Source organism: Burkholderia sp. AU6039 (assembly GCF_002223365.1).
Classification (GTDB): domain Bacteria; phylum Pseudomonadota; class Gammaproteobacteria; order Burkholderiales; family Burkholderiaceae; genus Burkholderia.
This window is the reverse complement of record NZ_NKFK01000005.1, coordinates 61,395-84,225: the sequence shown is the minus strand read 5'-3', so window position 1 is coordinate 84,225 and position 22,831 is coordinate 61,395. Positions and strand designations below refer to the sequence as shown.

The 22,831-nt window shown below is 64.7% G+C and carries 22 protein-coding genes and 1 pseudogene; 16 read left to right on the top strand and 7 right to left on the bottom strand.

Annotated elements, in window-relative coordinates; all coding sequences use genetic code 11:
• Nucleotides 1–4: 4 nt before the first annotated feature.
• From CFB39_RS18110 to CFB39_RS18090, 5 genes are all read left to right on the top strand, one after another.
• Complete coding sequence (locus CFB39_RS18110) at nucleotides 5–1,177, top strand: L-rhamnonate dehydratase (protein WP_069250476.1); 1,173 nt, start codon at nucleotides 5–7, stop codon at nucleotides 1,175–1,177.
• Nucleotides 1,178–1,185: 8 nt separating this feature from the next.
• Nucleotides 1,186–2,103 carry a dihydrodipicolinate synthase family protein gene (locus CFB39_RS18105; protein WP_089473866.1) on the top strand — a complete coding sequence of 306 codons (918 nt, stop codon included), beginning with the start codon at nucleotides 1,186–1,188 and terminating at the stop codon, nucleotides 2,101–2,103.
• A gap of 122 nt (nucleotides 2,104–2,225) precedes the next feature.
• Nucleotides 2,226–3,518, top strand: coding sequence for an MFS transporter (locus CFB39_RS18100; protein WP_039344369.1), 1,293 nt, complete (start codon nucleotides 2,226–2,228; stop codon nucleotides 3,516–3,518).
• Nucleotides 3,519–3,570: 52 nt separating this feature from the next.
• A complete protein-coding gene (locus CFB39_RS18095; protein WP_089473865.1) occupies nucleotides 3,571–4,518 on the top strand; it encodes a YncE family protein in 948 nt (315 codons plus the stop codon).
• A 1-nt stretch (nucleotide 4,519) separates the two neighbouring features.
• Nucleotides 4,520–5,479 (top strand): amidohydrolase, encoded by a 960-nt coding sequence (locus CFB39_RS18090; RefSeq protein ID WP_089473864.1) that lies wholly within the window; start codon nucleotides 4,520–4,522, stop codon nucleotides 5,477–5,479.
• Nucleotides 5,480–5,608: 129 nt separating this feature from the next.
• On the opposite strand, the gene CFB39_RS18085 is transcribed toward CFB39_RS18090, so the two are convergent.
• Both CFB39_RS18085 and CFB39_RS41265 read right to left on the bottom strand, forming a co-directional pair.
• Nucleotides 5,609–5,974 carry a DUF1493 family protein gene (locus tag CFB39_RS18085; protein WP_089473863.1) on the bottom strand — a complete coding sequence of 122 codons (366 nt, stop codon included), beginning with the start codon at nucleotides 5,972–5,974 and terminating at the stop codon, nucleotides 5,609–5,611.
• A gap of 3 nt (nucleotides 5,975–5,977) precedes the next feature.
• Nucleotides 5,978–6,076 (bottom strand): annotated as a pseudogene (locus tag CFB39_RS41265) (STM2901 family protein); the annotation flags it as partial.
• Nucleotides 6,077–6,471: 395 nt separating this feature from the next.
• Here CFB39_RS41265 and CFB39_RS18080 point away from each other — a divergent pair.
• From CFB39_RS18080 to CFB39_RS18035, 10 genes are all read left to right on the top strand, one after another.
• A complete protein-coding gene (locus CFB39_RS18080) occupies nucleotides 6,472–7,737 on the top strand; it encodes a sugar ABC transporter substrate-binding protein (protein ID WP_373452745.1) in 1,266 nt (421 codons plus the stop codon).
• Nucleotides 7,721–8,689 (top strand): carbohydrate ABC transporter permease, encoded by a 969-nt coding sequence (locus CFB39_RS18075; RefSeq protein ID WP_241025844.1) that lies wholly within the window; start codon nucleotides 7,721–7,723, stop codon nucleotides 8,687–8,689. The genes CFB39_RS18080 and CFB39_RS18075 overlap by 17 nt, the downstream gene beginning before the upstream one ends.
• Complete coding sequence (locus CFB39_RS18070; protein WP_089473861.1) at nucleotides 8,677–9,516, top strand: carbohydrate ABC transporter permease; 840 nt, start codon at nucleotides 8,677–8,679, stop codon at nucleotides 9,514–9,516. Before CFB39_RS18075 ends, CFB39_RS18070 begins: the two co-directional genes overlap by 13 nt.
• A 10-nt stretch (nucleotides 9,517–9,526) precedes the next feature.
• Entirely contained in the window at nucleotides 9,527–10,561 is a 1,035-nt protein-coding gene (locus CFB39_RS18065) for an NAD(P)-dependent alcohol dehydrogenase (RefSeq protein WP_089473860.1), read from the top strand.
• A 3-nt stretch (nucleotides 10,562–10,564) separates the two neighbouring features.
• Nucleotides 10,565–11,758: an ABC transporter ATP-binding protein gene (locus CFB39_RS18060; protein ID WP_089473859.1), complete on the top strand. Its 1,194-nt coding sequence runs from the start codon at nucleotides 10,565–10,567 to the stop codon at nucleotides 11,756–11,758.
• 30 nt (nucleotides 11,759–11,788) lie between these two features.
• On the top strand, nucleotides 11,789–12,724 hold the full coding sequence (locus tag CFB39_RS18055) for an AraC family transcriptional regulator (RefSeq protein WP_089473858.1): 936 nt from the start codon (nucleotides 11,789–11,791) through the stop codon (nucleotides 12,722–12,724).
• Nucleotides 12,721–14,187 carry a xylulokinase gene (xylB, locus tag CFB39_RS18050; protein WP_089473857.1) on the top strand — a complete coding sequence of 489 codons (1,467 nt, stop codon included), beginning with the start codon at nucleotides 12,721–12,723 and terminating at the stop codon, nucleotides 14,185–14,187. The genes CFB39_RS18055 and xylB overlap by 4 nt, the downstream gene beginning before the upstream one ends.
• A 471-nt stretch (nucleotides 14,188–14,658) precedes the next feature.
• Nucleotides 14,659–14,961: a DUF4031 domain-containing protein gene (locus CFB39_RS18045; RefSeq protein ID WP_089473856.1), complete on the top strand. Its 303-nt coding sequence runs from the start codon at nucleotides 14,659–14,661 to the stop codon at nucleotides 14,959–14,961.
• 76 nt (nucleotides 14,962–15,037) lie between these two features.
• Nucleotides 15,038–16,102, top strand: a complete 1,065-nt coding sequence (locus CFB39_RS18040; RefSeq protein WP_089473855.1) for a thymidylate synthase — start codon at nucleotides 15,038–15,040, stop codon at nucleotides 16,100–16,102.
• 35 nt (nucleotides 16,103–16,137) lie between these two features.
• On the top strand, nucleotides 16,138–17,079 hold the full coding sequence (locus CFB39_RS18035; protein WP_089473854.1) for a hypothetical protein: 942 nt from the start codon (nucleotides 16,138–16,140) through the stop codon (nucleotides 17,077–17,079).
• On the opposite strand, the gene CFB39_RS18030 is transcribed toward CFB39_RS18035, so the two are convergent.
• Together CFB39_RS18030 and CFB39_RS18025 are read right to left on the bottom strand one after the other, a co-directional pair.
• Nucleotides 17,076–18,176 carry an ImmA/IrrE family metallo-endopeptidase gene (locus tag CFB39_RS18030; protein WP_089473853.1) on the bottom strand — a complete coding sequence of 367 codons (1,101 nt, stop codon included), beginning with the start codon at nucleotides 18,174–18,176 and terminating at the stop codon, nucleotides 17,076–17,078. The genes CFB39_RS18035 and CFB39_RS18030 overlap by 4 nt on opposite strands.
• Complete coding sequence (locus CFB39_RS18025; protein ID WP_089473852.1) at nucleotides 18,166–18,501, bottom strand: hypothetical protein; 336 nt, start codon at nucleotides 18,499–18,501, stop codon at nucleotides 18,166–18,168. Before CFB39_RS18025 ends, CFB39_RS18030 begins: the two co-directional genes overlap by 11 nt.
• Before the next feature lie 401 nt (nucleotides 18,502–18,902).
• On the opposite strand from CFB39_RS18025, the gene CFB39_RS18020 reads away from it, so the two are divergent.
• Nucleotides 18,903–19,928, top strand: a complete 1,026-nt coding sequence (locus CFB39_RS18020; RefSeq protein WP_089473851.1) for a MerR family transcriptional regulator — start codon at nucleotides 18,903–18,905, stop codon at nucleotides 19,926–19,928.
• 524 nt (nucleotides 19,929–20,452) lie between these two features.
• Here the strand turns inward: CFB39_RS18020 and CFB39_RS18015 are convergent.
• From CFB39_RS18015 to CFB39_RS18005, 3 genes are all read right to left on the bottom strand, one after another.
• Nucleotides 20,453–20,758 (bottom strand): Txe/YoeB family addiction module toxin, encoded by a 306-nt coding sequence (locus tag CFB39_RS18015; RefSeq protein WP_089473850.1) that lies wholly within the window; start codon nucleotides 20,756–20,758, stop codon nucleotides 20,453–20,455.
• Nucleotides 20,703–21,005 carry a type II toxin-antitoxin system Phd/YefM family antitoxin gene (locus CFB39_RS18010; protein WP_089475584.1) on the bottom strand — a complete coding sequence of 101 codons (303 nt, stop codon included), beginning with the start codon at nucleotides 21,003–21,005 and terminating at the stop codon, nucleotides 20,703–20,705. Before CFB39_RS18010 ends, CFB39_RS18015 begins: the two co-directional genes overlap by 56 nt.
• Before the next feature lie 386 nt (nucleotides 21,006–21,391).
• On the bottom strand, nucleotides 21,392–22,804 hold the full coding sequence (locus CFB39_RS18005) for a PLP-dependent aminotransferase family protein (protein ID WP_089473849.1): 1,413 nt from the start codon (nucleotides 22,802–22,804) through the stop codon (nucleotides 21,392–21,394).
• Nucleotides 22,805–22,831: the final 27 nt, after the last annotated feature.

Genomic DNA, 22,831 nt, shown 5'->3' with positions numbered 1-22,831 from the left:
CCCGATGAAGATCCGATCCGTGCGCGCCCGCGTATTCCAGTGGAAAGGCAAGACCGTGCCGCCCCAGGGCAACTTCTGCTCGAACGCGATGGACCTGCTGTACGCGCCGCAGGAAACGATGAGCACGTTCCGCTTCCATGCGTGGACGGTCGTCGAAGTCGAGACCGACGACGGCATCGTCGGCCTCGGCAACGTCGCGCTCGCGCCGCACGTCGCGAAGGTGATCATCGACCAGTACCTCGCGCCGCTCGTGATCGGCCAGGACCCGTGGGACTACGAATACCTGAACCAGCGGATGTATCGCGCGACCCACGCATGGGGCCGCAAGGGCATCGGCATGGCGGCGATCTCGGCGGTCGACATCGCGATCTGGGACATCCTCGGCAAGAGCGTCGGCAAGCCCGTGTTCAAGCTGCTCGGCGGCCGCACCAAGGAAAAGATCCCCTGCTACTACTCGAAGCTCTACCGCACCGACCTGAAGGAGATGCAGGACGAGGCGCAGCGCTACCTGAAGGAAGGCTTCCGCGCGTTCAAGATGCGCTTCGGCTACGGGCCCGCGCACGGGCAGCAGGGCGTGACAGAGAACCTGAAGTCGGTCGCGGCGATCCGCGAGGTGATCGGCTACGACAACGACCTGATGCTCGAGTGCTACATGGGCTGGAACCTCGAATACGCGAAGCGCATCCTGCCGAAGCTCGAGAAATACCAGCCGCGCTGGCTGGAAGAACCGGTGATCGCCGACGACATCGACGGCTACGCGGAGCTGAACCAGCTCACGCGCATCCCGATCTCCGGCGGCGAGCACGAGTTCTCGCTGTACGGCTTCAAGCAGCTGCTCGATCGCAAGGCCGTGTCGGTCGTCCAGTACGACACGAACCGCGTCGGCGGCATCACGATGGCGCACAAGATCAACGCGCTGTGCGAGGCGTACAGCGTGCCGGTGATCCCGCATGCGGGCCAGATGCACAACTATCACCTGACGATGAGCACGCTCGCGTCGCCGATGAGCGAGTACTTCCCGATGTTCGACGTCGAGGTCGGCAACGAGCTGTTCTATTACATCTTCGACGGCGAGCCGGTGGCCGAGAACGGCTTCGTGCAACTGCGCGACGACGTGCCGGGCCTCGGCCTCACGCTGAAGACCGAATTCCTCGACCAGTTCGACATCGTCGAGTGAGGCCCGCCATGAACGCACGCTACCAGGGCGTCTTTCCGGTGGTGCCGACGATCTTCGACGCGACCGGCGCGCTCGATCTCGACGGCCAGCGCCGCTGCCTCGAATTCATGATCGACGCCGGCTCGCACGGCCTCTGCATCCACGCGAACTACTCCGAGCAATTCGCGCTCGGCGACGAAGAACGCGACCTGATCACGCGCGCCACGCTCGAGCACGTCGCGGGCCGCGTGCCGGTGATCGTCACGACGTCGCACTTCAGCGCGCGGATCTGCGCGGAACGTAACCGGCGCGCGCAGGCGCTCGGCGCGGCGATGGTGATGGTGATGCCGCCGTATCACGGCGCGACGTTCCGCGTGCCGGAGGCGCAGGTGCGCGCGTTCTTCCGCGAAGCCGCCGACGGCCTCGACATTCCGCTGATGATCCAGGATGCGCCCGCGAGCGGCGTCGCGCTGTCCGCGCCGTTCCTCGCGTCGCTCGCCCGCGAGATCGACGCGGTGTCGTACTTCAAGATCGAGACGGCCGGCGCCGCGTCGAAGCTGCGCGAGCTGATCGCGCTCGGCGGCGATGCGATCGAGGGGCCGTGGGACGGCGAGGAAGGCATCACGCTGCTCGCCGATCTCGATGCCGGCGCAACCGGCGCAATGACGGGCGGCGGCTATCCGGACGGGATTCGCCACATCACCGACGCGTATTTCGCCGGCCGTCGCGACGAAGCCGTCGCGCAGTACGCGCGCTGGCTGCCGCTGATCAACTACGAGAACCGTCAGTCGGGATTCCTGACCGCGAAGGCGCTGATGCGAGAAGGCGGCGTGATCGCGTGCGACGCACCGCGCGCACCGTGGCCCGAGCTGCCTCCCCCGGTGCGCGCCGGCTTGCTCGACGCGGCGCGGCGGCTCGATCCGCTCGTGCTGCGCTGGGGGCGCTAGGCGCGAGGCCCCCGGCATCGGTTCACCCGTGCAACGCCGCAGGGCGTTGCGCACCGGCGCGTCACGGCGTGACAGCGGTCCATCAGAAGACCGCCGCCGCCCTCACCAAGATTGGAGACACCATGACCCTGTTGAACCCGGCCACCCCGGCCTATGAAGCCGGCGAAGCCATTCCGCGCCGCCGCTGGCTGCGCGTGATTCCGCCGCTGCTGCTCGCCTGCATCATTTCGTACATGGATCGCGTAAACATCGCGTTCGCGATGCCCGGCGGGATGAACGCCGATCTCGGCATGGACGCGACGATGGCCGGCCTCGCCGGCGGCATCTTCTTCTTCGGCTACCTGTTCCTGCAGATTCCCGGCGGCCGGCGCGCGGCGCTCGGCAGCGGCAAGACCTTCATCGCATGGTCGCTCGTGAGCTGGGCCGTGCTGTCGGTGCTGACCGGGCTCGTCACGCATACCTGGCAACTGCTGACGCTGCGCTTCCTGCTCGGCGTGGCCGAGGGCGGGATGCTGCCCGTCGTGCTGACGATGGTCAGCCACTGGTTTCCCGACCGCGAACGCGGCCGCGCGAATGCGATGGTCATCATGTTCGTGCCGCTCGCCGGCATGATCACCGCGCCGCTGTCCGGCTTCATCCTCGCCGCGTACGACTGGCATCACCTGTTCTTCAGTGCGGGCGCGTTGTCGCTGCTGTGTCTCGTCGTGTGGCTGATGTTCGCCGACGACGGCCCGGAGACCGCGCGCTGGGTGTCGCCGCGCGAGAAGGCCTACATCCTCGACGCGCTGCGCGAAGAGCAGGAACGCAAGCGCGCGGCCGGCACGCCGGCGGCCGCGTCGTTCGGCGAGCTGCTGCGCAACCCGACGATCTGGCTGCTGATCGCCATCAACTTCTGCTATCAGGTGGGCATCTACGGCTATACGATGTGGTTGCCCACCCTGCTGAAAAACCTCACGCACACCGGGATGGGCAAGATCGGCCTGCTCGCGATGCTCCCGTATGTCGCGATGGTGATCGGCATGTTCGTCACGTCGTATTTGTCTGACCGAACCGGCAAGCGCCGCCTGTTCGTGCTGCTGCCGCTCGTCGGCTTCGCCGCGTGCCTGGCGCTGTCGGTGCTCACGCATGCGTCGATGGCCGTATCGTTCGCGTTCCTGATCGGTTGCGGCTTCTTCCTGCAGGCGGCCGCCGGCGTGTTCTGGGCGATTCCGCCGAAGCTCTGCAGCGTCGAGACGGCCGGCAGCGCGCGCGGCCTGATCAACGCGCTCGGCAATCTCGGCGGCTTCTGCGGCCCGTATGCGGTCGGCGTGCTGACCCAGCACGTGAGCGCGGCGGCCGGCGTGTACAGCCTCGCGATCACGCTCGCGGTGGCCGGCCTGCTCGCGCTGACGCTGCCGAAACGCTGCGAGGACTGAAACCGGATACACGAATACGCAGGCTTGCTGACGAATCGACGGAGACCCCACCATGAACGACATCCTGTTGCTGGTGCAGAAATGCGCCCACACCTTCAGCTTCTACGACCTCGACACCAAGGCCGCGCTCAAGCACGTCGTGCTGCCAAACTTCCCGCACGAGTTCACCGTCGACGTGAACGAGCGTTTTGCGTACGTCGGCATCTTCGGGATCGAGACCGCGTGGTCGCGCGGCCATGACGGCGATCATCGGATCGCGGAGATCGATCTCGTCGAACGCACGCATACGCGCATGCTCGACCTGTGGCCGTACTACCGGCCACACGGGATGGCGAGCGACCGAGACGGCCGGCTGTACGCGATGAGCGAGGCGCACGACATGCTGCTCGTGTTCGACGAGCCGACCCGACAGCCCGTGCCGAACATGGCCGTGCCGTCCGGCGGCGTGAAGACGCACCTCGTCACGCTCACGCGCGATGCGAGCCGCGCATACGGCGTGCACCTGCTGTCGAATACGGTCACGCAATTCCATCCGCGCGACGCGACGGTCACGCCGCGCGCGGTGATGCCCGGCCCGCGCCCCGAAGGCAATGCGCTGTCGAGCGACGAACGCACGCTGTTCGTCGCGAATCGCGGCGACGATACGCTGGTCGAGATCGACACCGACATGATGACCTGCGGCCGCCGCGTGAAGACGCGCAGCGATCCGAACCGCATCTACCGCACGTGCGCGCCCGACGGCCGCGACCTGCTGCTGCTGACCAATTCGGGCGAGCAGTCGATCTCCGTGTTCGATGCGCGGCAGCTCGAGGAGATCGAACGCATCGCGCTGCCGGCGAACCCGACCGCGCTGTCGTTTCATCCGTCGCGGCGCGTCGCGTACGTGTCGTTCCAGGACGACTACGTGCGCGAGCTCGATCTCGATACGTGGCGTTTCGTCGGCGCATTGGCGACGCTGCGCGAGCCCGATGCGTCGTACGTGCTCGCCGGGGCACGCTGACATGCGCGACGCGTCACCGCTTGACGGCATGCCGGATGCGCTCGTCGACGCGCATCACCACCTGTGGCGGCTCGATGCCGGTGCGCACTATCCGTGGCTGCAGGCGGACTACGATCCGGCGCGCTTCATGTTCGGCGACTACGCGGCGCTGTGCCGCGATTTCGGGGTGGACGCGCTCCGGCACGCGGCGCAGGGCGCACCGATCGTCGCGAGCGTGCACGTCGAGGCCGAACGTGCGCGTGATGAGGCGCTGGCGGAAACGCGCTGGCTGCATGAAGTCGCGGCGTCGCGTGGGCTGCCGTCGGCGGTCGTCGCGTGGGTCGACCTGCTCGCGGGTGACGCGGATGAGCGGCTCGCCGAGCAGGCCGCGTGGCCGCGCGTGCGTGGCGTGCGCTTCAAGCCGCGCACCTCGGCCGCGCCGGATGCGTCGGTCGACGGGCCGGGCACGCTGCGCGATCGGCGCTGGCCGGCTTCGCTCGCGCGCCTCGCCCCGCATGGGCTGTGCTGGGATCTGCGCGTACCGTTCTGGCATCTCGAGGAAGCGGCTTCGATGCTCGCCGATGCACCGGATGTCGACGTCGTGCTCGAACATGCAGGACTGCCGTGGGATCGCTCGGACGCGGGCCTCGCGCGATGGCAACGCGGCATGGAGGCGCTTGCCGCGTCGCCGCGCGTCACCGTGAAGATCTCCGAACTCGGCCTGCGCGACGCGGTGTGGAACGAAGCGGACAACGCACGGATCATCCGCGACACGATCGCGATCTTCGGCGCGCAGCGCTGCCTGTTCGCCAGCAACTTTCCGGTGGCCGGGCTGCGTGTGTCGTATCCGGCGCTGCTGCGCACGTTTGTTCGTGCGATGACACACCTCGATGACGCGTCACGCCGCGCGATCTGGCATGACAACGCGCTGCGGGTGTACCGGATCGCGCTCGACACGCCGCACGGGCCGGCGCGCGGATGAAGCCGCGCGCGACAAATGCACCAGCTCAAGCGCAATAAACAGCTAGGTAGAGAATTTTCGCGTGGCGTAATTGTGTTTCCGCCAGCGAAAAGGGCCGGTCAGTACATCGACCGGCCCTGCCATATACGATCACTGCCCCGCTGCAGCCTCGATCGCGTCCGTGTCCCACTTCCCACGTCGCGTTGCCTCGGCCAGCATCCCTAAGGTCAGCGGCCGCCGCTCCGGGTGCCGGAGGCGCTTGACGAACAACCCGATAAGTGACGACAGCAGTTCCTGACCTTCGGGGCCAAAATAGCGCCGGTACGGGAATCCTTGGGCGTCGACGCCGAACGTCTCTGCCCACCTGTCGATGAACTCCACCCCATCGAGGCCCGTGACGCCGAGATCCTGCTCAAGCCGGGATTCCGGCTGCAGGTTCAGCCTGCCGCCGAGCAGCGGCCGACCGAGTTCTTCGCGTGTGAAGGCTTCCAGACGTTCCCAGGTATCGTCTTTCATGGTTCAGAGCACCCGGTCCTCGGGCTTTACGAATCGGTTGTAGGTCGACACGGTGTTGCGCATGATCAGATAGGCGTCGCGAGCCAGGAACACCTCGCCCACCTCAGCGGGTGCCCCCACGACGGCGACACTTTACCGCATCGCCTGGATCAGCCCGACCGGCGCAGGTGCGCATGGCAGCCGCCACCTGCTCGTACTCTCCGAACGGGAAAGCAACGCCGTAGCCCCCGGCCCGCCAGTCACTCGAATCGCGGCAGAAAAGCGTGTGCGGCCGGTCGTAGCGACTGATGCAGTCACGCCACGTCACGCGGATATCACGCACTGTCCCGCCTCCCCCCACCACCACATTTTGTGCATCGCACGACCAACCCTGAGCAAAAAGTATCGGTTGGCGTTTTCTTTTGATGTGGTGCCCGCATCGCCCCCGTCACACCATTGTTCCTGCCGTCATCGACGGCATTCGAACAAGCAGAATCAAGGAGACACGGGTGAACAAGATGCGAATCGTCGCAGCCGGCCTGCTGCTCGGCGCCTGTCTGCCGGGCGTCGCGGCCGCGCAGGTCTGCAAGGTGCCGACCCTTCGAGTGCTCGCGCAGAAGAGCCTCGGCCTGTCGGTCATGGAGAAATCGCTGGCCGACTACGAGAAGAAGAGCGGCACCAAGGTCGAGATCAGCTATTTCGGTGAAAACGACCGCCGCGCGAAATCGCGGCTCGACGCGTCGACCGGCGCGGGTTCCTACCAGATCTACTACGTCGACGAGGCGAACGTCGCCGAATTCGCGTCGGCCAACTGGATCGTGCCGCTCCTCAAGTACTACCCGAAGGAATACGACTACGACGACTTCCTGCCCGGCCGCCGCGCGGTCGCGAGCTACAACGGCGTCGCGTACTTCGCGCCGCTGATCGGCGGCGGCGACTTCCTGTTCTACCGCCGCGACCTGCTCGACGCCGCGCACATCCCGGTGCCGAAGACGCTCGACCAGCTCGTCGCCGCGATCAAGAAGCTCAACGCGCCGCCGAAGCTGTATGGCTGGGTCGCGCGCGGCCAGCGCGGCTCCGGAATGAACGTGTGGCGCTGGTCGCCGTTCATGCTCGGGATGGGCGGCGCGTGGACCGACAAGGGCGGCCAGCCCGCGTTCAACTCGCCGGCCGCCGTGAAGGCCACGCAGCTCTACAGCGACCTGTTCAAGTACGCGCCGCCGGGCGCCGCGACCTACGACTGGAGCAACGCGCTCGAAGCGTTCCGCTCGGGCAAGGTCGCGTTCATGATCGAGTCGACGCCGTTCGCGGACTGGATGGAGGATGCGAGCAAGTCGAGCGTGGCCGGCAAGGTCGGCTACACGCGCCCGCCCGCACCGCTGCCGTCGGCCGCCTATGGCCACGGCTTCGCGATCTCGGCGGTCGGCGCGAAGGACGACTGCACGCGGATGGCCGCTGGCCGCTTCATCGCGTGGGCGACCAGCAAGGACCAGGAGCAGGCGCGGCTGCGCAACGGCGTGTTCAGCGACTACAACCGGTCGAGCACGATCGCGAGCCCGTACTTCAAGCAACACGTCGCGCCGCAGATCCAGGCCGGGCTGAACGACACCAACCCGGTCACGCAGGTGACGATCTGGCGCACGCCGCAGTGGCCGGATATCGGCGACAACCTCGGCATCGCGCTCGAGCAGGTGTTCACCGGCACGCAGACGGACGTGCGCGGCACGCTCGACGACGCAGACCAGTACGCGAAGGACGCGCTCGAACATGGCGCTCGCAAATGACGGCGCCGACGGACGCGCGCTCGGCGTCCGTCCGGCCCCTGCCCCGCCTTCCGCACCGTCCGCCCGGCACGGCCGCGCACGCCGCGACCGCACGAGCCTGCCGTGGGTGTTCCTCGCGCCGACGCTCGCGCTGCTCGCGGTCCTGAGCCTCGTCCCGACGGTCGCCGCGATCAATCTCGCGCTGCGCAACCGCGTGCTGCGCTATCCGGACAGCGAATACGTCGGCCTGCGCAACTTCATCCGGCTCGCGTCCGACCGGCGCTTCCTGAACGCGATCGAAGTGTCGGTGCTGTGGGAAGTCGTCACGGTGGCCGGCGCGGTGCTGGTCGGGATCGCGCTGGCCGTGTTCCTGTTCGAGCGCGTGCACGGCCGCTGGCGCCGCCTCGCGTCGCTGGTGCTGATCATGCCGGTGCTGCTGCCGCGCGTGTCGGCCGCGTTCATCTGGAAGTTCATGTACGCGCCGCTCACCGGCATCCTGAGCTGGCTGCTCGGCACGATCGGGATCGAGAACACCGCGTTCCTCGCCGATCCGCATCTCGCGCTGTACGCGGTCGCGCTGGTCGACGTGTGGCAATGGGGGCTGTTCTTCGCGGTCGTGATCCTGAAGCTGCTGGAGACGCTGCCGCCCGAACCGCTCGAAGCCGCGCGGCTCGACTACGCGACGACATGGCAAGTGCATGCATACATCACGTTGCCGATGCTGAAGGCGCCGCTCGTGAGCCTCGTGTTCATCAAGATGGTCGAATCGCTGCGCTCGTTCGACCTGATCTACGTGATGACCAAGGGCGGCCCCGGCATCGCGACCGAAACGCTCGACCTGTACGCGTACCAGCAGGGCATCGGCCTCGCCGGCAAGGTGTCCTATGCGTCGGGCATGGCCGTGCTGATGATGGTCGCGACCACGCTCGTCTTCACGCTCATCTGGAAGAGGGTCAACAAATGGGACGACTGATGGCCCGCCGCGGCACCGCCGCGACCGTTTCGACCGCAACGACTGTCGCGATCGCCGGCGCGATCCTGCTCGTCGCCGCGTTCCCGTTGTTCTGGGCCGTGCTCAATTCGCTCAAGCACCTGCTCGACATCGTCACGCCCGTGCCGCGCTTCATCTTCACGCCGACGCTCGCGAACTACGAGCAGGTGCTGTCGAGCCCCGAGGTGCTGATCGGCCTCGGCAACAGCATCGCGATCGTCGGCGCGGCCGTGCTGATCGGCGCGGTGCTCGGCGTGCCGGCCGCGTATGCGATCGCGCGTTACCCGATACGCGGCAAGCGCGACATCCAGTTCTTCCTGCTGTCGCTGCGCTTCCTGCCGCCGGTCGCGGTCGCGTTGCCGCTGATCGCGATCTGGGTCGATCTCGGGCTGTACGACACGAAGCTGTCGATGATCGTCACGTACCTGCTCGTCACGCTGTCGACCATCACGTGGCTGTCGATCCCCGTGTTCCGCCGGCTGCCGCGCGAAATCGAGGAAGCCGCCGCGCTCGACGGCTACGGCCCGTACGCGGTGTTCTGGCACATCGCGCTGCCGGTGTGCGCGAGCACGCTGCTCGGCGGCATCGTGTTCAGCTTCGTGCTGGTGTGGAACGAACTGATGATCGCGCTCGCGCTGACGTCGTCGCGCAGCGCGACGCTGCCGGTGGTCGCATCCGCGTTCACGTCGCTCGGCCAGGAAGTGCCTTGGGGCGTGATCAACGCGTCGACGGTGCTGCTCGCGCTGCCGCCGCTCGTGTTCGTCGGCATGCTGAGCCGTCTGCTCAATTCGATCGTCAAGGGAAAATAAGGAGGATGTGTTGAAAGCACTCGTACTCGAACGCACGCGTGAACTCGCGCTGCGCGACATCGACCTGCCGCAGGCAGTCGGCCCTGGCGACGTCCGGATCAAGGTGCATACGGTCGGCGTGTGCGGCAGCGACGTGCATTACTACGTGCACGGCGGCATCGGCCCGTTTCGCGTCGACGCGCCGATGGTGCTCGGCCACGAGGCGTCCGGCACCGTCGTCGAGACCGGCGCCGGCGTCACGCACCTGCGCGTCGGCGACCGCGTGTGCATGGAGCCCGGCGTGCCGCGCCTCGATTCGCCCGCGACGCTGCGCGGGCTCTACAACCTCGATCCCGACGTGCGCTTCTGGGCGACGCCGCCCATCCACGGCTGCCTGACGCCGTACGTCGTGCATCCGGCCGCGTTCACGTACCGGCTGCCCGACAACGTCTCGTTCGCCGAAGGCGCGATCGTCGAGCCGCTGTCGATCGGCCTGCAGGCCGCGAAGAAGGCGGCGATGAAGCCGGGCGACCTCGCGGTCGTGATCGGCGCCGGCACGATCGGCGCGATGACGGCGCTTGCCGCGCTCGCCGGCGGCGCCGCGCGCGTGATCCTCGCCGACGTCGTGCCCGACAAGCTGGCGCTGTTCGCCGGCAACCGTGCCGTCACGACCGTCGACGTACGCACGCAGCCGCTCGCCGACGTGGTGGCCGAAGCCACCGACGGCTGGGGCGCGGACGTCGTGTTCGAGGCCAGCGGCAGCGCAAACGCGTATGCGGGCCTCGTCGACCTGATGTGCCCGGGCGGCTGCGCGGTGCTGATCGGGATGCCGGTCGCCCCGGTGCCGCTCGACGTGGTCGCGCTGCAGGCGAAGGAAGGCCGCATCGAATCGGTGTTCCGCTACGCGAACATCTTTCCGCGCGCGCTCGCGCTGATCGCGTCCGGCGCGATCGACGTGAAGCCGTTCATCTCGCGCACGTTCCCGTTTTCCGAAGGCGTGCGCGCGTTCGAGGAAGCGGCGAGCGGCCACCCGCGCGACGTCAAGATTCAGATCGAAATGGATTGAGCCATGGCCCAGATCACCTGCAAAGGTTTGTCGAAGCACTATGACGGCGGCCCCGCCGTGCTGCACCCGCTCGACCTCGAGATCGCCGACGGCGAATTCATCGTGCTGCTCGGCCCGTCCGGCTGCGGCAAGTCGACGATGCTGCGGATGATCGCGGGCCTCGAGGCGATCACCGGCGGCGAGCTCGTGATCGGCGACGCGGTCGTCAACGACCTGCCGTCGCGCGAGCGCAATGTCGCGATGGTGTTCCAGAACTACGCGCTGTACCCGCACATGACGGTGTACGACAACATCGCGTTCGGCCTGCGGCGCCTGAAGGTGCCGGCCGACGAGATCGACCGCCGCGTGCGCGACGTCGCGCGCATCCTGAGCCTCGACGCGCTGCTCGACCGCCGCCCGCGCGCGATGTCGGGCGGCCAGCAGCAGCGTGCGGCGATCGCGCGCGCGATGATCAAGACGCCGGCCGTGTTCCTGTTCGACGAGCCGTTGTCGAACCTCGACGCGAAGCTGCGCACGCAGTTGCGCGGCGACATCAAGCGGCTGCATCGGCGGCTGAAGACGACCACGCTGTACGTCACGCACGACCAGCTGGAGGCGATGACGCTGGCCGATCGCGTCGTGCTGATGCGCGGCGGCCACATCGAGCAGATCGGCACGCCGGCCGAGCTGTACGGGCAGCCGCACACGATGTTCGCCGCCGGCTTCGTCGGCACCCCGGCGATGAACTTCGCGGCGGGCACGATCGAGCGCCTCGGCGCGAACGTGCTGCTCGACTGCAACGGCGCGCGCTGGCCGCTCGCGTCGCCGCGCTTCGCCCCGCTGCACGACGGCCAGCAGGTGAAGGCCGCGATCCGCCCGAACCACCTGCGGCTCGTCACCGAACCGGATCCGACCCCGGGCACGCTCGCGCTGACCGGCACGGTCGAGCTCGTCGAGCTGCTCGGCGCCGAGGCGCTCGTCACGCTGGACTGGCACGGCCAGCCGTGCGCGGCCCTCGTGCCGGCCCCGATGGCCCCGGCGCCGGGGGCCGTGGTAGCGTTCCGCTTCGACGAAGAAGCCCTGCATCTGTTCGACGCCGGCACCGAGCGCAACGTCACGCTGCCGGACGCGAACCCGATCGCGCACGCAGCGCCGCCGGCGGCCGCGACGCGCACCACGCCGCCCGCCGCGACGGGCTGGTCGATGTCCCGTCCGTAGCACGCCGGCACGCCCCCGACGGAGCACACGATGAACCCGGATCTCGAGATCGTTCCTACCCACCGCGACGAATCGTTCCGCGCGTGGGTCCACGACTATCCGCACTCAGTCGCGAAGTGGCACTTTCATCCCGAGTACGAGATTCATCTGATCCAGTCGTCGCACGGCAAGATGTTCGTCGGCGATCACATCGGCGATTTCGGCCCCGGCAACCTGATCGTCACCGGGCCGAACCTGCCGCACAACTGGGTCAGCGAACTCCCCGACGGCGAACGCGTGTCGTCGCGCGACGTCGTGCTGCAGTTCTCGCGCGACGCGATCGAGAAGATGGTCGGCGCGTTCAGCGAGCTGCAGCCGGTGATCGAGCTGATCGACGACGCGGCGCGCGGCGTGCAGTTTCCCGACCGCGTCGGCCGCGACGTCGCGCCGCTGATGCTCGAACTCGCGAATGCGCACGGCTGCCGGCGCGTCGAGATCCTGATGTCGCTGTTCGACCGGCTGTCGTCGTGCCGCGAACGGCGCGTGCTCGCCGGCCCCGGCTACCGCAGCGACGCGCAGCACTACATGTCGTCGACCATCAACCAGGTACTGTCGTACCTGCAGCAGAACCTGCCCGGCATGCTGCGCGAGACCGACGTCGCCGCGTTCGCCGGGATGAGCGTCAGCACCTTCACGCGGTTTTTCCGCCGCCATACCGGCTCGTCGTTCGTGCGCTACCTGAACCGGCTGCGCATCAACGAGGCCTGCGAGCTGCTGATGTTTTCCGACCTGACGGTGACCGACATCTGCTACCGGGTTGGCTTCAACAACCTGTCGAATTTCAACCGTCAGTTTCTCGCGATGAAGCAGGTGCCGCCGTCGAGGTTCCGCGCGCTGCACCGGCTCAACGAACCGCACGGCCGCGACGACGCGCCGCCCCCGCGACGCACGCCGCCGCGCGCCCCAGACAGGATGCTTCACACGTGACATTTCTCGGCATCGATCTCGGCACGTCCGAGGTCAAGGTACTCCTCACCGATTCCCGTTCGGCCCCGCTCGCGACCGGCTCGGCCGCGCTGTCGATCAGCCGCCCGCATCCGCACTGGTCGGAACAGAGCCCGCAGGCGTGGTGGCACGCGATGCTCGATGCGATCGCGGCGGTGCGCGCCGCACACCCGGCCGGCTTCGCCGCGCTGCGCGGCATCTCGCTCTCGGGGCAGATGCACGGCGCGACGCTGATCGATCGCGCGGACCAGGTGCTGCGCCCCGCGATCCTGTGGAACGACACGCGCGCCGGCACCGAGTGCGTCGAACTCGAGGCGCTGGTGCCGGAATCGCGCGCGATCACCGGCAACATGGCGATGCCCGGCTTCACCGCGCCGAAGCTGCTGTGGCTCGCGAAATACGAGCCCGCCGTGTTCCGCGCGGTGCACAAGGTGCTGCTGCCGAAGGACTACCTGATCTGGCGCCTGTCCGGCGAATTCGTGTCCGACATGTCGGATGCATCAGGCACGCTGTGGCTCGACTGCGCGCGCCGCGACTGGTCCGACCGGATGCTCGCCGCGACCGAGCTGACGCGCGCGCAGATGCCGCGCCTCGTCGAAGGCAACGCGCCCGCCGCGCAGCTGCGCGACACGCTGCGGCGCGAATGGGGCATCGCGGGGCCCGTGACGATCGCCGGCGGCGCCGGCGACAACGCGGCGTCGGCCATCGGCATGGGCGTGACGGGTGCCGGCAGCGGCTTCCTGTCGCTCGGCACGTCGGGCGTGCTGTTCGCCGGCAACGACCGCTTCGCGCCGAACCCGGATGCGGCCGTGCACGCGTTCTGCCACTGCGTCGAAGGGCGCTGGCACCAGATGAGCGTGATCCTGTCGGCCGCCGCGAGCCTCGACTGGCTCGCGCGCGCGCACGCCACCACCGCCGGCGTGCTCGCCGCGCGCGCCGAACGTGCAGAGCCGGCGCGTGCGCCGCTGTTCCTGCCGTATCTCGGTGGCGAGCGCACGCCGCACAACGACGCACACGCACGCGGCGTGTTCTTCGGGCTGTCCAACGAGCACGATGCATACGACCTCGCGTACGCGGTGATGGAAGGCGTCGCGTTCGCGATGGCCGACGGCTACGACGCGCTGCGTGCGGCCGGCACGACGCTCGACGCGGTGTCGTTCATCGGCGGCGGGTCGAAGAGTGCGTTCTGGGCGCGGCTGTGCGCGAATGCGACCGGGCTCGGGATGCAACGCCACGCGGACGGCGCGGTCGGTGCGGCACTCGGCGCGGCGCGGCTGGCGCGCCTGGCCGCGACCGATGACACGCTCGCGGAAGTCTGCGTCGCGCCGCCCGTCACGGAGACGGTCGCGCCCGATGCCGCCATTGTCGATCTGCTGGCGGGGCGGCTGGCGCGGTATCGGCGGCTGTATCACGCGCTGCGCGAGGAGTTCAAATCCGTCAACTGATCGGAAGCACCGTCATGCATACGCACGTGTCCGAGTTTGACCAGCCCTTGGGATCGTCACTATTCTGATCGCAACAAGTACAACAGAGAGGGACAGTAGATAAGCAGCGTCCGCAATGAGCTTGGAAGCACCAGTGTGTCTCCATCGTTGCGCTGCGTGCGCTCGGATTTAGTCTTGCGCAGGTTACGCACGTGCTCAATGGAGACGCGCGCAGTCCGAACGGAGCCCCACTTCTAGCTCGTCGCATTAGCCTGCATTGAACACTGGCTGCAGACGTGTCCCGTCCGGCGCCCTCATAAAACGTCGCCCTCACTAGAGTTTGCGCCCAAAATGCAAAGAATCCGCAGGACCGAACACACGCTGCGCGCCACACCGGCACGCTAAAGACATGAGAGACAACACCTCTGTGATTTCGAGTATCATCTTCGAGGAGTAGGGTAAAAGTAAAAGATCATTTGTGAGGGAAAGACCTTGGCGGTCTATGTAGACAACGCTCGGATAGTCTGGCGCGGCCGCCAATGGTGCCATTTGGTTGCCGATTCGCTTGACGAACTGCACGGATTCGCGAAGTCTCTGGGATTGAAGCGGGGCTGGTTCCAGGCTCAAGCGTCGTTACCGCATTACGACGTCACTGTCGAAGTTCGCGACGTAGCATTGAGTCGGGGCGCGATGCGGGCCGACCGACGCACACTCGTCATGCGTGGCCGCCAATTGAAACTCGAACTCCAAGAATCGCTCGCAAGACCGGAATCTCAGCTTCGACTGTTTGACTGAGCTTCGGGTTTTTGCGTCGCCTATAACTTTCACGGTTCCGCCGGCGACAGACCACGCTTGGCGCGCCGTTCTTGTTATGTATCTGACCGCAGAAACAATTGACGACCTGCTCCGCAAAGTCTACGGTCGCCTGCTGCGAAAGCGCGGCTCGGGCGAGATCAATCCGACAAAAGGTCCAGCGACCGAGATTAATGGCGCGCTACTCCTTCTAAAAAATCCCAGAGCCCGACTTAGCCAAAGCGAGCGGAAAAATACTCTATTCAGCTGCTTAGGCGAATTCCTCTGGTATCTCGCCGGTAGCGATAAGCTAGATTTCATCCAATACTACATTAGTCGGTACAAGGATTTTTCCGATGATGGGAAGACCGTCTTCGGAGCCTATGGCCCACGCCTGTTCGGTCCGACCAGCGGCACCGACCAAGTACAGAACGTCATACGGACACTCCGCGCAAGTGAACCTTCGCGCCGGGCGGTCATCCAGCTCTTCCACGGCGACGACCTCGCCGCGAACCTCGTGAGTCGACGCGAAGACCTACCCTGCACGTGCACACTGCAATTCACAATCCGCAACCATCAGCTGCACGCGATGGTCATGATGCGTTCGAACGATGCATTCATGGGATTACCGCACGATATTTTCGCGTTCACCATGTTGCAGGAGCTCATCGCCCGGTCGTTGGGAGTCGAAATTGGCCAGTACAAACACGCAGTGGGTAGTCTCCACCTTTACGCCAACAACACTCAAGCAGTCCACGACTATCTTGCCGAGGGTTTTCAAGAAAGTATTTCGATGCCTCCAATGCCGACAGGTGACCCATGGTCTGCAGTCGCGAAACTGCTGAAGGCAGAGCGCATCATCCGGCGAGGAAAGCAGGCAACATTGGGTGACCTCGCTCCCTATTGGGCGGACCTTGTGAGGCTTTTGCAGGTATTTCGCTACTCTCGCACCGGTGCACGTCAGGCACAGCGGGACAAGGTCGACGGCATCAAGGAGCAAATGACTACGGGCGTCTATGACGTTCACATCCTAAAGCGCCAACTCCGCGCTCCGGCGACAGTACCTACGATAGAGCAACTGCTGTTCGACACCACAGAGCTCGATGCCCAACAACCGACACGCGGCGACTCAAATCTGCGGTAAGCAAGCACAAGCATCCAGACCAAGGACCGTTAAATATGAAAAACCCTCTGCGCTCAAATCCAGTACTCGCGACAGAACTGGACAGAAAGCTCAAAGCCTATCGCCTCAATGGCGCCCCCCTTCTAGGCCTTCCCTCAGCCGATGAGCGCGCCGCCTTGGTTGCGCAGATGGTAGATAGCGTCGCCCGAATTAACTACGTGAAGGTCATTACGACACGCCCCATCTCGCCGAGGCGTATTGACCCTAAAGATGCAGAAATGTTCGACCCCCTGCGAGCGGCCATCTATTACATGCGCAACAACAACGAAGATGAGGCATTTTGGTTAGTTTTCCTTTTCGTTCTCTGCGGCAAGCATCTCAAGAAAGGATACGGCCTGTTGCGAATGATATATGGTGCGTATAACGACAAATTCGTCTGGACTTGGAAAAAATTCACCAGCAATCCGAATCAATTCTCGATATGGTTTCATCAACATATCGATGCTATCGAAAAGCAAAAGGCCGATTTTCCTTTTGGCAATCACCGCAAATTTGAAAGTCGGAGGAAGCTCGATATCGTACTCGAGAGCTATGCCGCATGGATTGGTGCGCATGGGTCACACCGAGCGTTCATGGCCGCCGCGACGGCCAAGGCGGGAAACGATCCCAAGATTCTGTTCGACCATCTTTACAAAAGCATGAACGCTGTCAAGCAATTCGGCCGAACAGGCAAGTTTGACTATCTCACAATGATTGGGAAAATTGGGCTACTGGACATCACGCCACCCTCTGCGTACATGGTAGACGCTACGGGGCCTGAGACAGGTGCCCGTCTACTATTCAGCGGATCGATTGAAGACAAGACCTTTTCGAAAAGGACGCTTGATCAGCTCTCAATCGACCTCGAGAAGACCTTGGGGGTGGGTATGCAAGTCATCGAGGATGCACTCTGCAACTGGCAAAAAAACCCTATCAAATACGAACCGTTCCGCGGTTAATCTTGGTTCCACTTATATCGGTTTTTCAATTTGTTATAGTTTTTTTGACTGACCAGACCACGGAACTGCATTTGTCCAACGACGATGCCATACGATACCCCGGCTTCGCGAGCAAGCCTCATGATGCCCTTGAGTGACTTCGAAGCCGCGGGTAAGCGTGCCTGAAGATGGGGCGGAATAAGCTGCTCCGTCGCGAACTTGTTTGCCTCATCCTCTTGGGGGGACATGGGTCCATCTGACGTTTCGAGAATCAGCAAATCAGCATCCCAATGCAGGACTAAGTGCCCCGCTTCGTGGAAAAAAGAAAACCAAAATTGGTCATCGCTCAAATAGCGAACAGATAGAAGCAACACCGCCTTATCCGGGTGGCCAAAGAACGTGGCGCCACTCGCGCGGCATCCCTTTGGGGCTTTCACGATGACGACCGCTACGCCAGCTTCGGCACACAGTTGCTGAAGCTTCGGCATAAACTCCGACGGGTGAGGTATGTCCGTCAATGCCCGAATCTTTGGGAGCTGCTCCTCAAACAGAGCGGGATTCCACTTCCCGCACTTAATCTTCTCTGCCTCCAACTCACCCCGCCGGAGCCATGCCGTAGTTGCTACGGCATCCTCTGCGAACGTGTTGCTTGTACGAAAGGCAGCCGCACCCTTCACATCGGAATACGTCCGACGCCACGCGTCCAAGTTCGGCACATCGAAGAATGCAAGACACCGACGGAGTTTCTCTCGCTTGTCCTTAGTCGGTTCGAGCCAGCCGAGTTCTTGCATCTGCTTCAGCGGAAGGCTTTTGAGCCATGCCTGATACTCATCGTTGTCTGGGTCAACCCCATCGGTCAGTTCGGCGAGTTGCTCCCGATATTGTTCCTCACGGCGCAACCAGAAGCTGGCAGAGGCACCAAGCTCAGCCTCAAGACGTGCGGCAATGGGCGCAGTGAGAGCACGCTTACCCTGCAGAAGATTATCGAAGTCATCTTCAGACATATCGAATGAGTTCGCCAAATGCGTCGAGGCGATACCCCGCGACTTCATCAAATCGCTGATGGTCCTACCAGGCGGAATCGCCCACATGGGCGCGAATTCGGCTTCAGCTCTCATTGGCACGCTCGATAGATAAGATTTTCACGCGCGTCACCTGCGCCCAGTCCAGCGCTCCCGGCTCGCCAGGAGGTGGGCGATTGTTGGCCACTGCGACCATACGGTACCCGCCATCGATGGGGATGACAATCCGGTCATGCGCCGTCTCGTCGAACTTGGCAAAGCCCCATTCGACAAATTTGAGCGGAGAATCCGCTGCGCGCAAGTCCGCCAGTCGGTTATGAATCGCCGACCCACCGACCTCCCCGTACTTCCGCTTTGCCGAAACAGGGCTCTCGCACACTGTTCGGAGCTTCTCGTCTTGAAACGCCAGTTTTATAGGCATCGTATGAACTATGCCGGCGGCCGAGAAGCTGGCCAGCCTACGGAACGCTCACATGGAGGTGCCGTCGTCTTTATGGATTGCGTGAGCCTCTACGGGGCTGCAAGCCATTGGCCCGAACCCCTGATGCACGCTTCAAGCATGAGATTTTATCAACAAATAGGCAGACAACAGGCTTTCGCTAAGCAGGCTAGGAGCGACGCGAAGTCAAGCCCTACTCTTCGATGAAATTTTATCGATAACATTAAGCGCTCGACAGATCCTTCCCTGGCTTCCGGTCGGCCGTCGTCACGATGCCCGGTTCCTTCAACGCAGCCGGCCAAAACCTGCAGGAACTCACTTGACCCGGCCCTTGGGATCGCCTTTATGCTCGTCGTCACGAATCGACGACCCGGAGGTGACCCATGAGCGATGCCACGCGCGGCCTGAGCGCATCGGAAGCCGCGATGCGGCTCGGCGTATCGGTCAAGGCGCTGCGGCTGTACGAGCGGCAAGGACTGGTCACGCCCGGGCGAACGGCAGCCGGATACCGCGCCTACGGCCCGGACGATCTCGCGCGTGCGGCCGAAGTCGCGGCTCTTCGCGCGCTCGGCTTGAGCCTGGCCCAGGTCGCGAACGTGCTGGGCGGCGACGCCCGCAGCCTGAGCGATGCCCTGGCGACGCATGAAGCGGCGCTCGGGCGCGGCATTCAGGATCTGGTCGGCAAGGTCGACAAGGTTCGCGCGATCCGCGCCGATCTTGCCCGCGGCCGCATGCCCGACGACGGCGAACTGACGCGCCTGCTCGCGCCGGCCGCCACCGGGGTGGCGTTCAGCCTCCCTTGGCCGTGGGACGGCGAATGGTTCGAATTTCGCGATATCCGTCCGCTGAACTACATCATCGGTTCGCTCGGCAGCGGCAAGACCCGTCTCGCGCATCGGCTGGCCGATGCATTGCCCGGCGCCGCGTTCATCGGGCTGGACCGGCTGGAAGACGGCGGCGCGGCTGCCTTCGCCGCGTTACGGGCCGATCCGGCGCTGAAGGCGCGCGTCGAACGCACGTCGGCATGGCTCGCGGACGAAGGCGCCACGGCGTCTGCGGCGCTGACCGTGCTGCTCGCCGGCCTCGAGGCGGACGGCGCCGGCGCTTTCGTCGTGGACATGATCGAACAGGATCTCGACCAGCCGACGCAGGCGGCGCTGATTGCGTGCCTTCGCCAGCGTGCCAGAGCCGGGGGCTTGCGGCCGCTGTTCATGCTGACCCGCTCGTCGGCGATCCTGGACCTGTCGGCCGTCGGCCCCGACGAAGCGATCATTCTGTGTCCCGCGAACCATAGCCCGCCGGCCCGCGTCGCGCCGTACCCCGGCGCGCCGGGCTATGAAGCCGTGGCCACCTGTCTTGCGTCGCCGGCCACCCGTGCGCGGGTCGCGCGGCGGCCGGAGGCGGGGTAGCGGTATCGCTGCGGATTGACATCACGGTCGACGATGGCCGGCGTGTGCGGCCCGGGCTGCTGGTGCGGTAGGGCGCAGGAGTATCGGCAACGGTGTGCGCAGAAAATAAGCGACTTGCGTCCAATCGCGACACTGGTGCCCGGGCGGAGGCGCGCGTCGGAGTTCGCGCAATTGGTCCACTGCGGCGCCAAAGTAGGGGCATTTCGTATCGCCCGGTTGACTGCAGCCGACCCGAAGCGGACATACGCTTTCAGATTCCACGGTGACTGTTCACCGGCGTTGAGCGGACTTCACCATGCTCAGCGGGTGTGGTGCACGAAAGCGCGATCGCTTCATGGTTTCAAACAGGGCGAGGAGATATGCCTGCATCGCTTTCTTACATCCCAAGAAATCCAGGCGGTTCAGTCGATTAAACCAACTAAGATCGATGCCATGCCGGAAAACATGGGGCAGCAATCAAAGCCGCCCGCTCGAAAACTACCTAAGCCATAAAAAGAGCACCGTCTCCGGTGCTCTTGGTCAGGTTAATAGTGGTAGCGGCATTGCATCACGTGGATCACACCCGCTTGAACCAAGTACACCAAGCGGTCGCCTTTGGTGATCCGGCGAGACCAGAAGCCAGTGAGACTTCCTTTTAGGGGCTCGGGTTTGCCGGTCCCTCGAAACGGATCGCGCGAGATTTCTTCGAGCAAACCATTAATCTCGCGGACGATTGCCATGTCGGTTTTTTGCCAGAACAGGTAGTCATCCCATGCATGGTCAGACCACGCAACCTTAACTCCGCTTACGGCCTCGGCTTTGTTCCGGGCCTTCTTTTTCTGCTGGTTCATTAATCAAACCTCGAATGGAGGTCTTGCCAGCATTGAATTGGGCGATGGACTCGCTGAGCCGTTTCGCATTGGCAGGAGACTCAAGCAACCGCAAGGTCTCCTGCATGCTGTTGAAGTCGTCAAGCGACATCAGTACCACATGCTCTCCGCGCTGCCGAGTGATCACAGCAGGCTCGTGATCCCGGCAAACGTCGTCCATCGCCTGCTTCAGGCCGGCTCGCGCCTCGCTGAAAGTCAGGATGTTCATCAAGAGCTCCAAGGGATCCTGTCCGATCCCGGCAAATATTCATCAGTTAGATAGATAGGTAAATTAGCGCCAGAAGTATCAGTATCGAGGTCAGTAGTCGTTTAGCTGTGACAGTATCAGTTCAATTTTCAGTGAGCGGCGTCAGGATCAGTTTCAGGTATTAGATCATTGTCAGGCCGGAGGCTCGTAACAGCGGACACTCTCCGGACAGGGAGAGATGCTGTGTCTGCTGCACAGTACAACAGGAATCATTGTACCACATTCTGTACATTCATCAATGCCCGCGTGTCCCTAGACTGGGGCACGCGCTCTGGCTTCTAACACCCCGCCAAACGCTCTGAGGAGCACTCCGGCACCCCACGGGCGCGTGATCCGCCACACGCGGTTCACGCGCGCATGAGCCGATACAGGCGCCGCACCAGCGTCAACGCCTGCTGCGCCGACGTCAGGTTCGTGAAGCCGAGCAGCATGCCCGACGGCATCCGGCCGCCCGGGCTCCAGTCGTTCAGCGGCTGGACGGAAAAGCCCTGCAGGTCGGCCATGCGTGCGACGGCGCGATCGTCGACCGCCGTGCGCCAATAGGCCACCACATGCAGGCCGCCCGCGAGGGGCGGAATGTGCAGCGTATCGCCGAAGACCTTAACCAGCGCATCGATCAGCCACGCACGGCGGGACGCATATAGCGCCCGCATTTTCTTCAGATGACGCGCAAAGTGCCCTTGCTCCATGAAATCGGCGACGACCGATTGCATCAGCATCTGGCCGCTGCCGCCGAGCCAGCCGGCGGTGTCGCGAAAGGCGGCGACCTGCTCGTCGGGAACGACGAGATACCCCAGCCGCAAGCCCGGATACAGCACCTTGCTGAACGATCCGGTGTAAAGCACGCGCTCGTGGCGATCCAGGCTCTTGAGCGCGGGCAGCGGGCGACCGTGGTAGCGGAACTCGCTGTCGTAATCGTCCTCGACGATCCAGGCCCGCTGCTGGCGGGCCCAGTCGAGCAAGGCCAGACGCCTCGGCAGCGACAGCGCGACACCGAGCGGGCTTTGATGGGTCGGCGTCACCACGGCAAAACGCGCATCGGCCGCCCGCCGCAGCCCCACTTCCACGCACAGGCCATCGTCGTCGACCGGCACGGACACGAGCCGCATCCCCGCATGCTCGAGCACGCGGCGTGCGTGGATATACCCGGGATCCTCGAACCAGCCGGCGTCGCCGGGACGCAGCAAGGTCCGGCAGATCAGGTCCAGCGCACCGCGATACCCCGCGGTGATGAAAATCTGCCCGGCCGAACAGTCGATGCCGCGCGACACGCCGAGGTACGCGGACAGCGCACGCCTGAGCCCGTCATGCCCTTGCGGCGGCGCATAGTCCAGCGACGGGGTCGCCATCGCCCGCACATGACGGCCGGTGAGCCGTATCCACGGCATGCGCGGAAACGCATCGAGCGCGGGAATGCCGATCTGGAACGGCTTCGGCCCGCTCGCCGCCGAATCGCCGCGCGGCGGTTCGTCCAGCCGGGGCGGCGCGGCGCGCGGCTGCCGGCCATCGGGCAACTGGGGCGACACGACGGTGCCGGCCGGCCCGCGTGCGACCAGGTACCCTTCGCCGATGAGGATCTGATAGGCCGCTTCGACGGTGCCGCGTGCCAGATTGAGTTCGCTGGCCAGGCTCCGTACCGACGGCACGCGCTTGCCCGGCGCCAGCTTGCCCGTCTCGATCGCCTCGCGGAAGCGCCGAACCAGTTGCCGATAGACCGGCATGTCGAGATGACGGTCCGGCATCAGATCGTCGAATTTCATGTCCCAGTCAAATAGTCACTTTTTGGA

Excerpts from the sequence above, each read along its gene's own strand:
- CFB39_RS18110 (WP_069250476.1), top strand. The coding sequence starts at position 5 with ATGAAGATCCGATCCGTGCGCGCCCGCGTATTCCAGTGGAAAGGCAAG.
- CFB39_RS18105 (WP_089473866.1), top strand. The coding sequence starts at position 1,186 with ATGAACGCACGCTACCAGGGCGTCTTTCCGGTGGTGCCGACGATCTTC.
- CFB39_RS18100 (WP_039344369.1), top strand. The coding sequence starts at position 2,226 with ATGACCCTGTTGAACCCGGCCACCCCGGCCTATGAAGCCGGCGAAGCC.
- CFB39_RS18095 (WP_089473865.1), top strand. The coding sequence starts at position 3,571 with ATGAACGACATCCTGTTGCTGGTGCAGAAATGCGCCCACACCTTCAGC.
- CFB39_RS18090 (WP_089473864.1), top strand. The coding sequence starts at position 4,520 with ATGCGCGACGCGTCACCGCTTGACGGCATGCCGGATGCGCTCGTCGAC.
- CFB39_RS18085 (WP_089473863.1), bottom strand. The coding sequence starts at position 5,974 with ATGAAAGACGATACCTGGGAACGTCTGGAAGCCTTCACACGCGAAGAA.
- CFB39_RS18080 (WP_373452745.1), top strand. The coding sequence starts at position 6,472 with ATGCGAATCGTCGCAGCCGGCCTGCTGCTCGGCGCCTGTCTGCCGGGC.
- CFB39_RS18075 (WP_241025844.1), top strand. The coding sequence starts at position 7,721 with ATGGCGCTCGCAAATGACGGCGCCGACGGACGCGCGCTCGGCGTCCGT.
- CFB39_RS18070 (WP_089473861.1), top strand. The coding sequence starts at position 8,677 with ATGGGACGACTGATGGCCCGCCGCGGCACCGCCGCGACCGTTTCGACC.
- CFB39_RS18060 (WP_089473859.1), top strand. The coding sequence starts at position 10,565 with ATGGCCCAGATCACCTGCAAAGGTTTGTCGAAGCACTATGACGGCGGC.
- CFB39_RS18055 (WP_089473858.1), top strand. The coding sequence starts at position 11,789 with ATGAACCCGGATCTCGAGATCGTTCCTACCCACCGCGACGAATCGTTC.
- CFB39_RS18040 (WP_089473855.1), top strand. The coding sequence starts at position 15,038 with ATGTATCTGACCGCAGAAACAATTGACGACCTGCTCCGCAAAGTCTAC.
- CFB39_RS18035 (WP_089473854.1), top strand. The coding sequence starts at position 16,138 with ATGAAAAACCCTCTGCGCTCAAATCCAGTACTCGCGACAGAACTGGAC.
- CFB39_RS18030 (WP_089473853.1), bottom strand. The coding sequence starts at position 18,176 with ATGAGAGCTGAAGCCGAATTCGCGCCCATGTGGGCGATTCCGCCTGGT.
- CFB39_RS18025 (WP_089473852.1), bottom strand. The coding sequence starts at position 18,501 with ATGCCTATAAAACTGGCGTTTCAAGACGAGAAGCTCCGAACAGTGTGC.
- CFB39_RS18020 (WP_089473851.1), top strand. The coding sequence starts at position 18,903 with ATGAGCGATGCCACGCGCGGCCTGAGCGCATCGGAAGCCGCGATGCGG.
- CFB39_RS18015 (WP_089473850.1), bottom strand. The coding sequence starts at position 20,758 with ATGAACCAGCAGAAAAAGAAGGCCCGGAACAAAGCCGAGGCCGTAAGC.
- CFB39_RS18010 (WP_089475584.1), bottom strand. The coding sequence starts at position 21,005 with ATGAACATCCTGACTTTCAGCGAGGCGCGAGCCGGCCTGAAGCAGGCG.
- CFB39_RS18005 (WP_089473849.1), bottom strand. The coding sequence starts at position 22,804 with ATGAAATTCGACGATCTGATGCCGGACCGTCATCTCGACATGCCGGTC.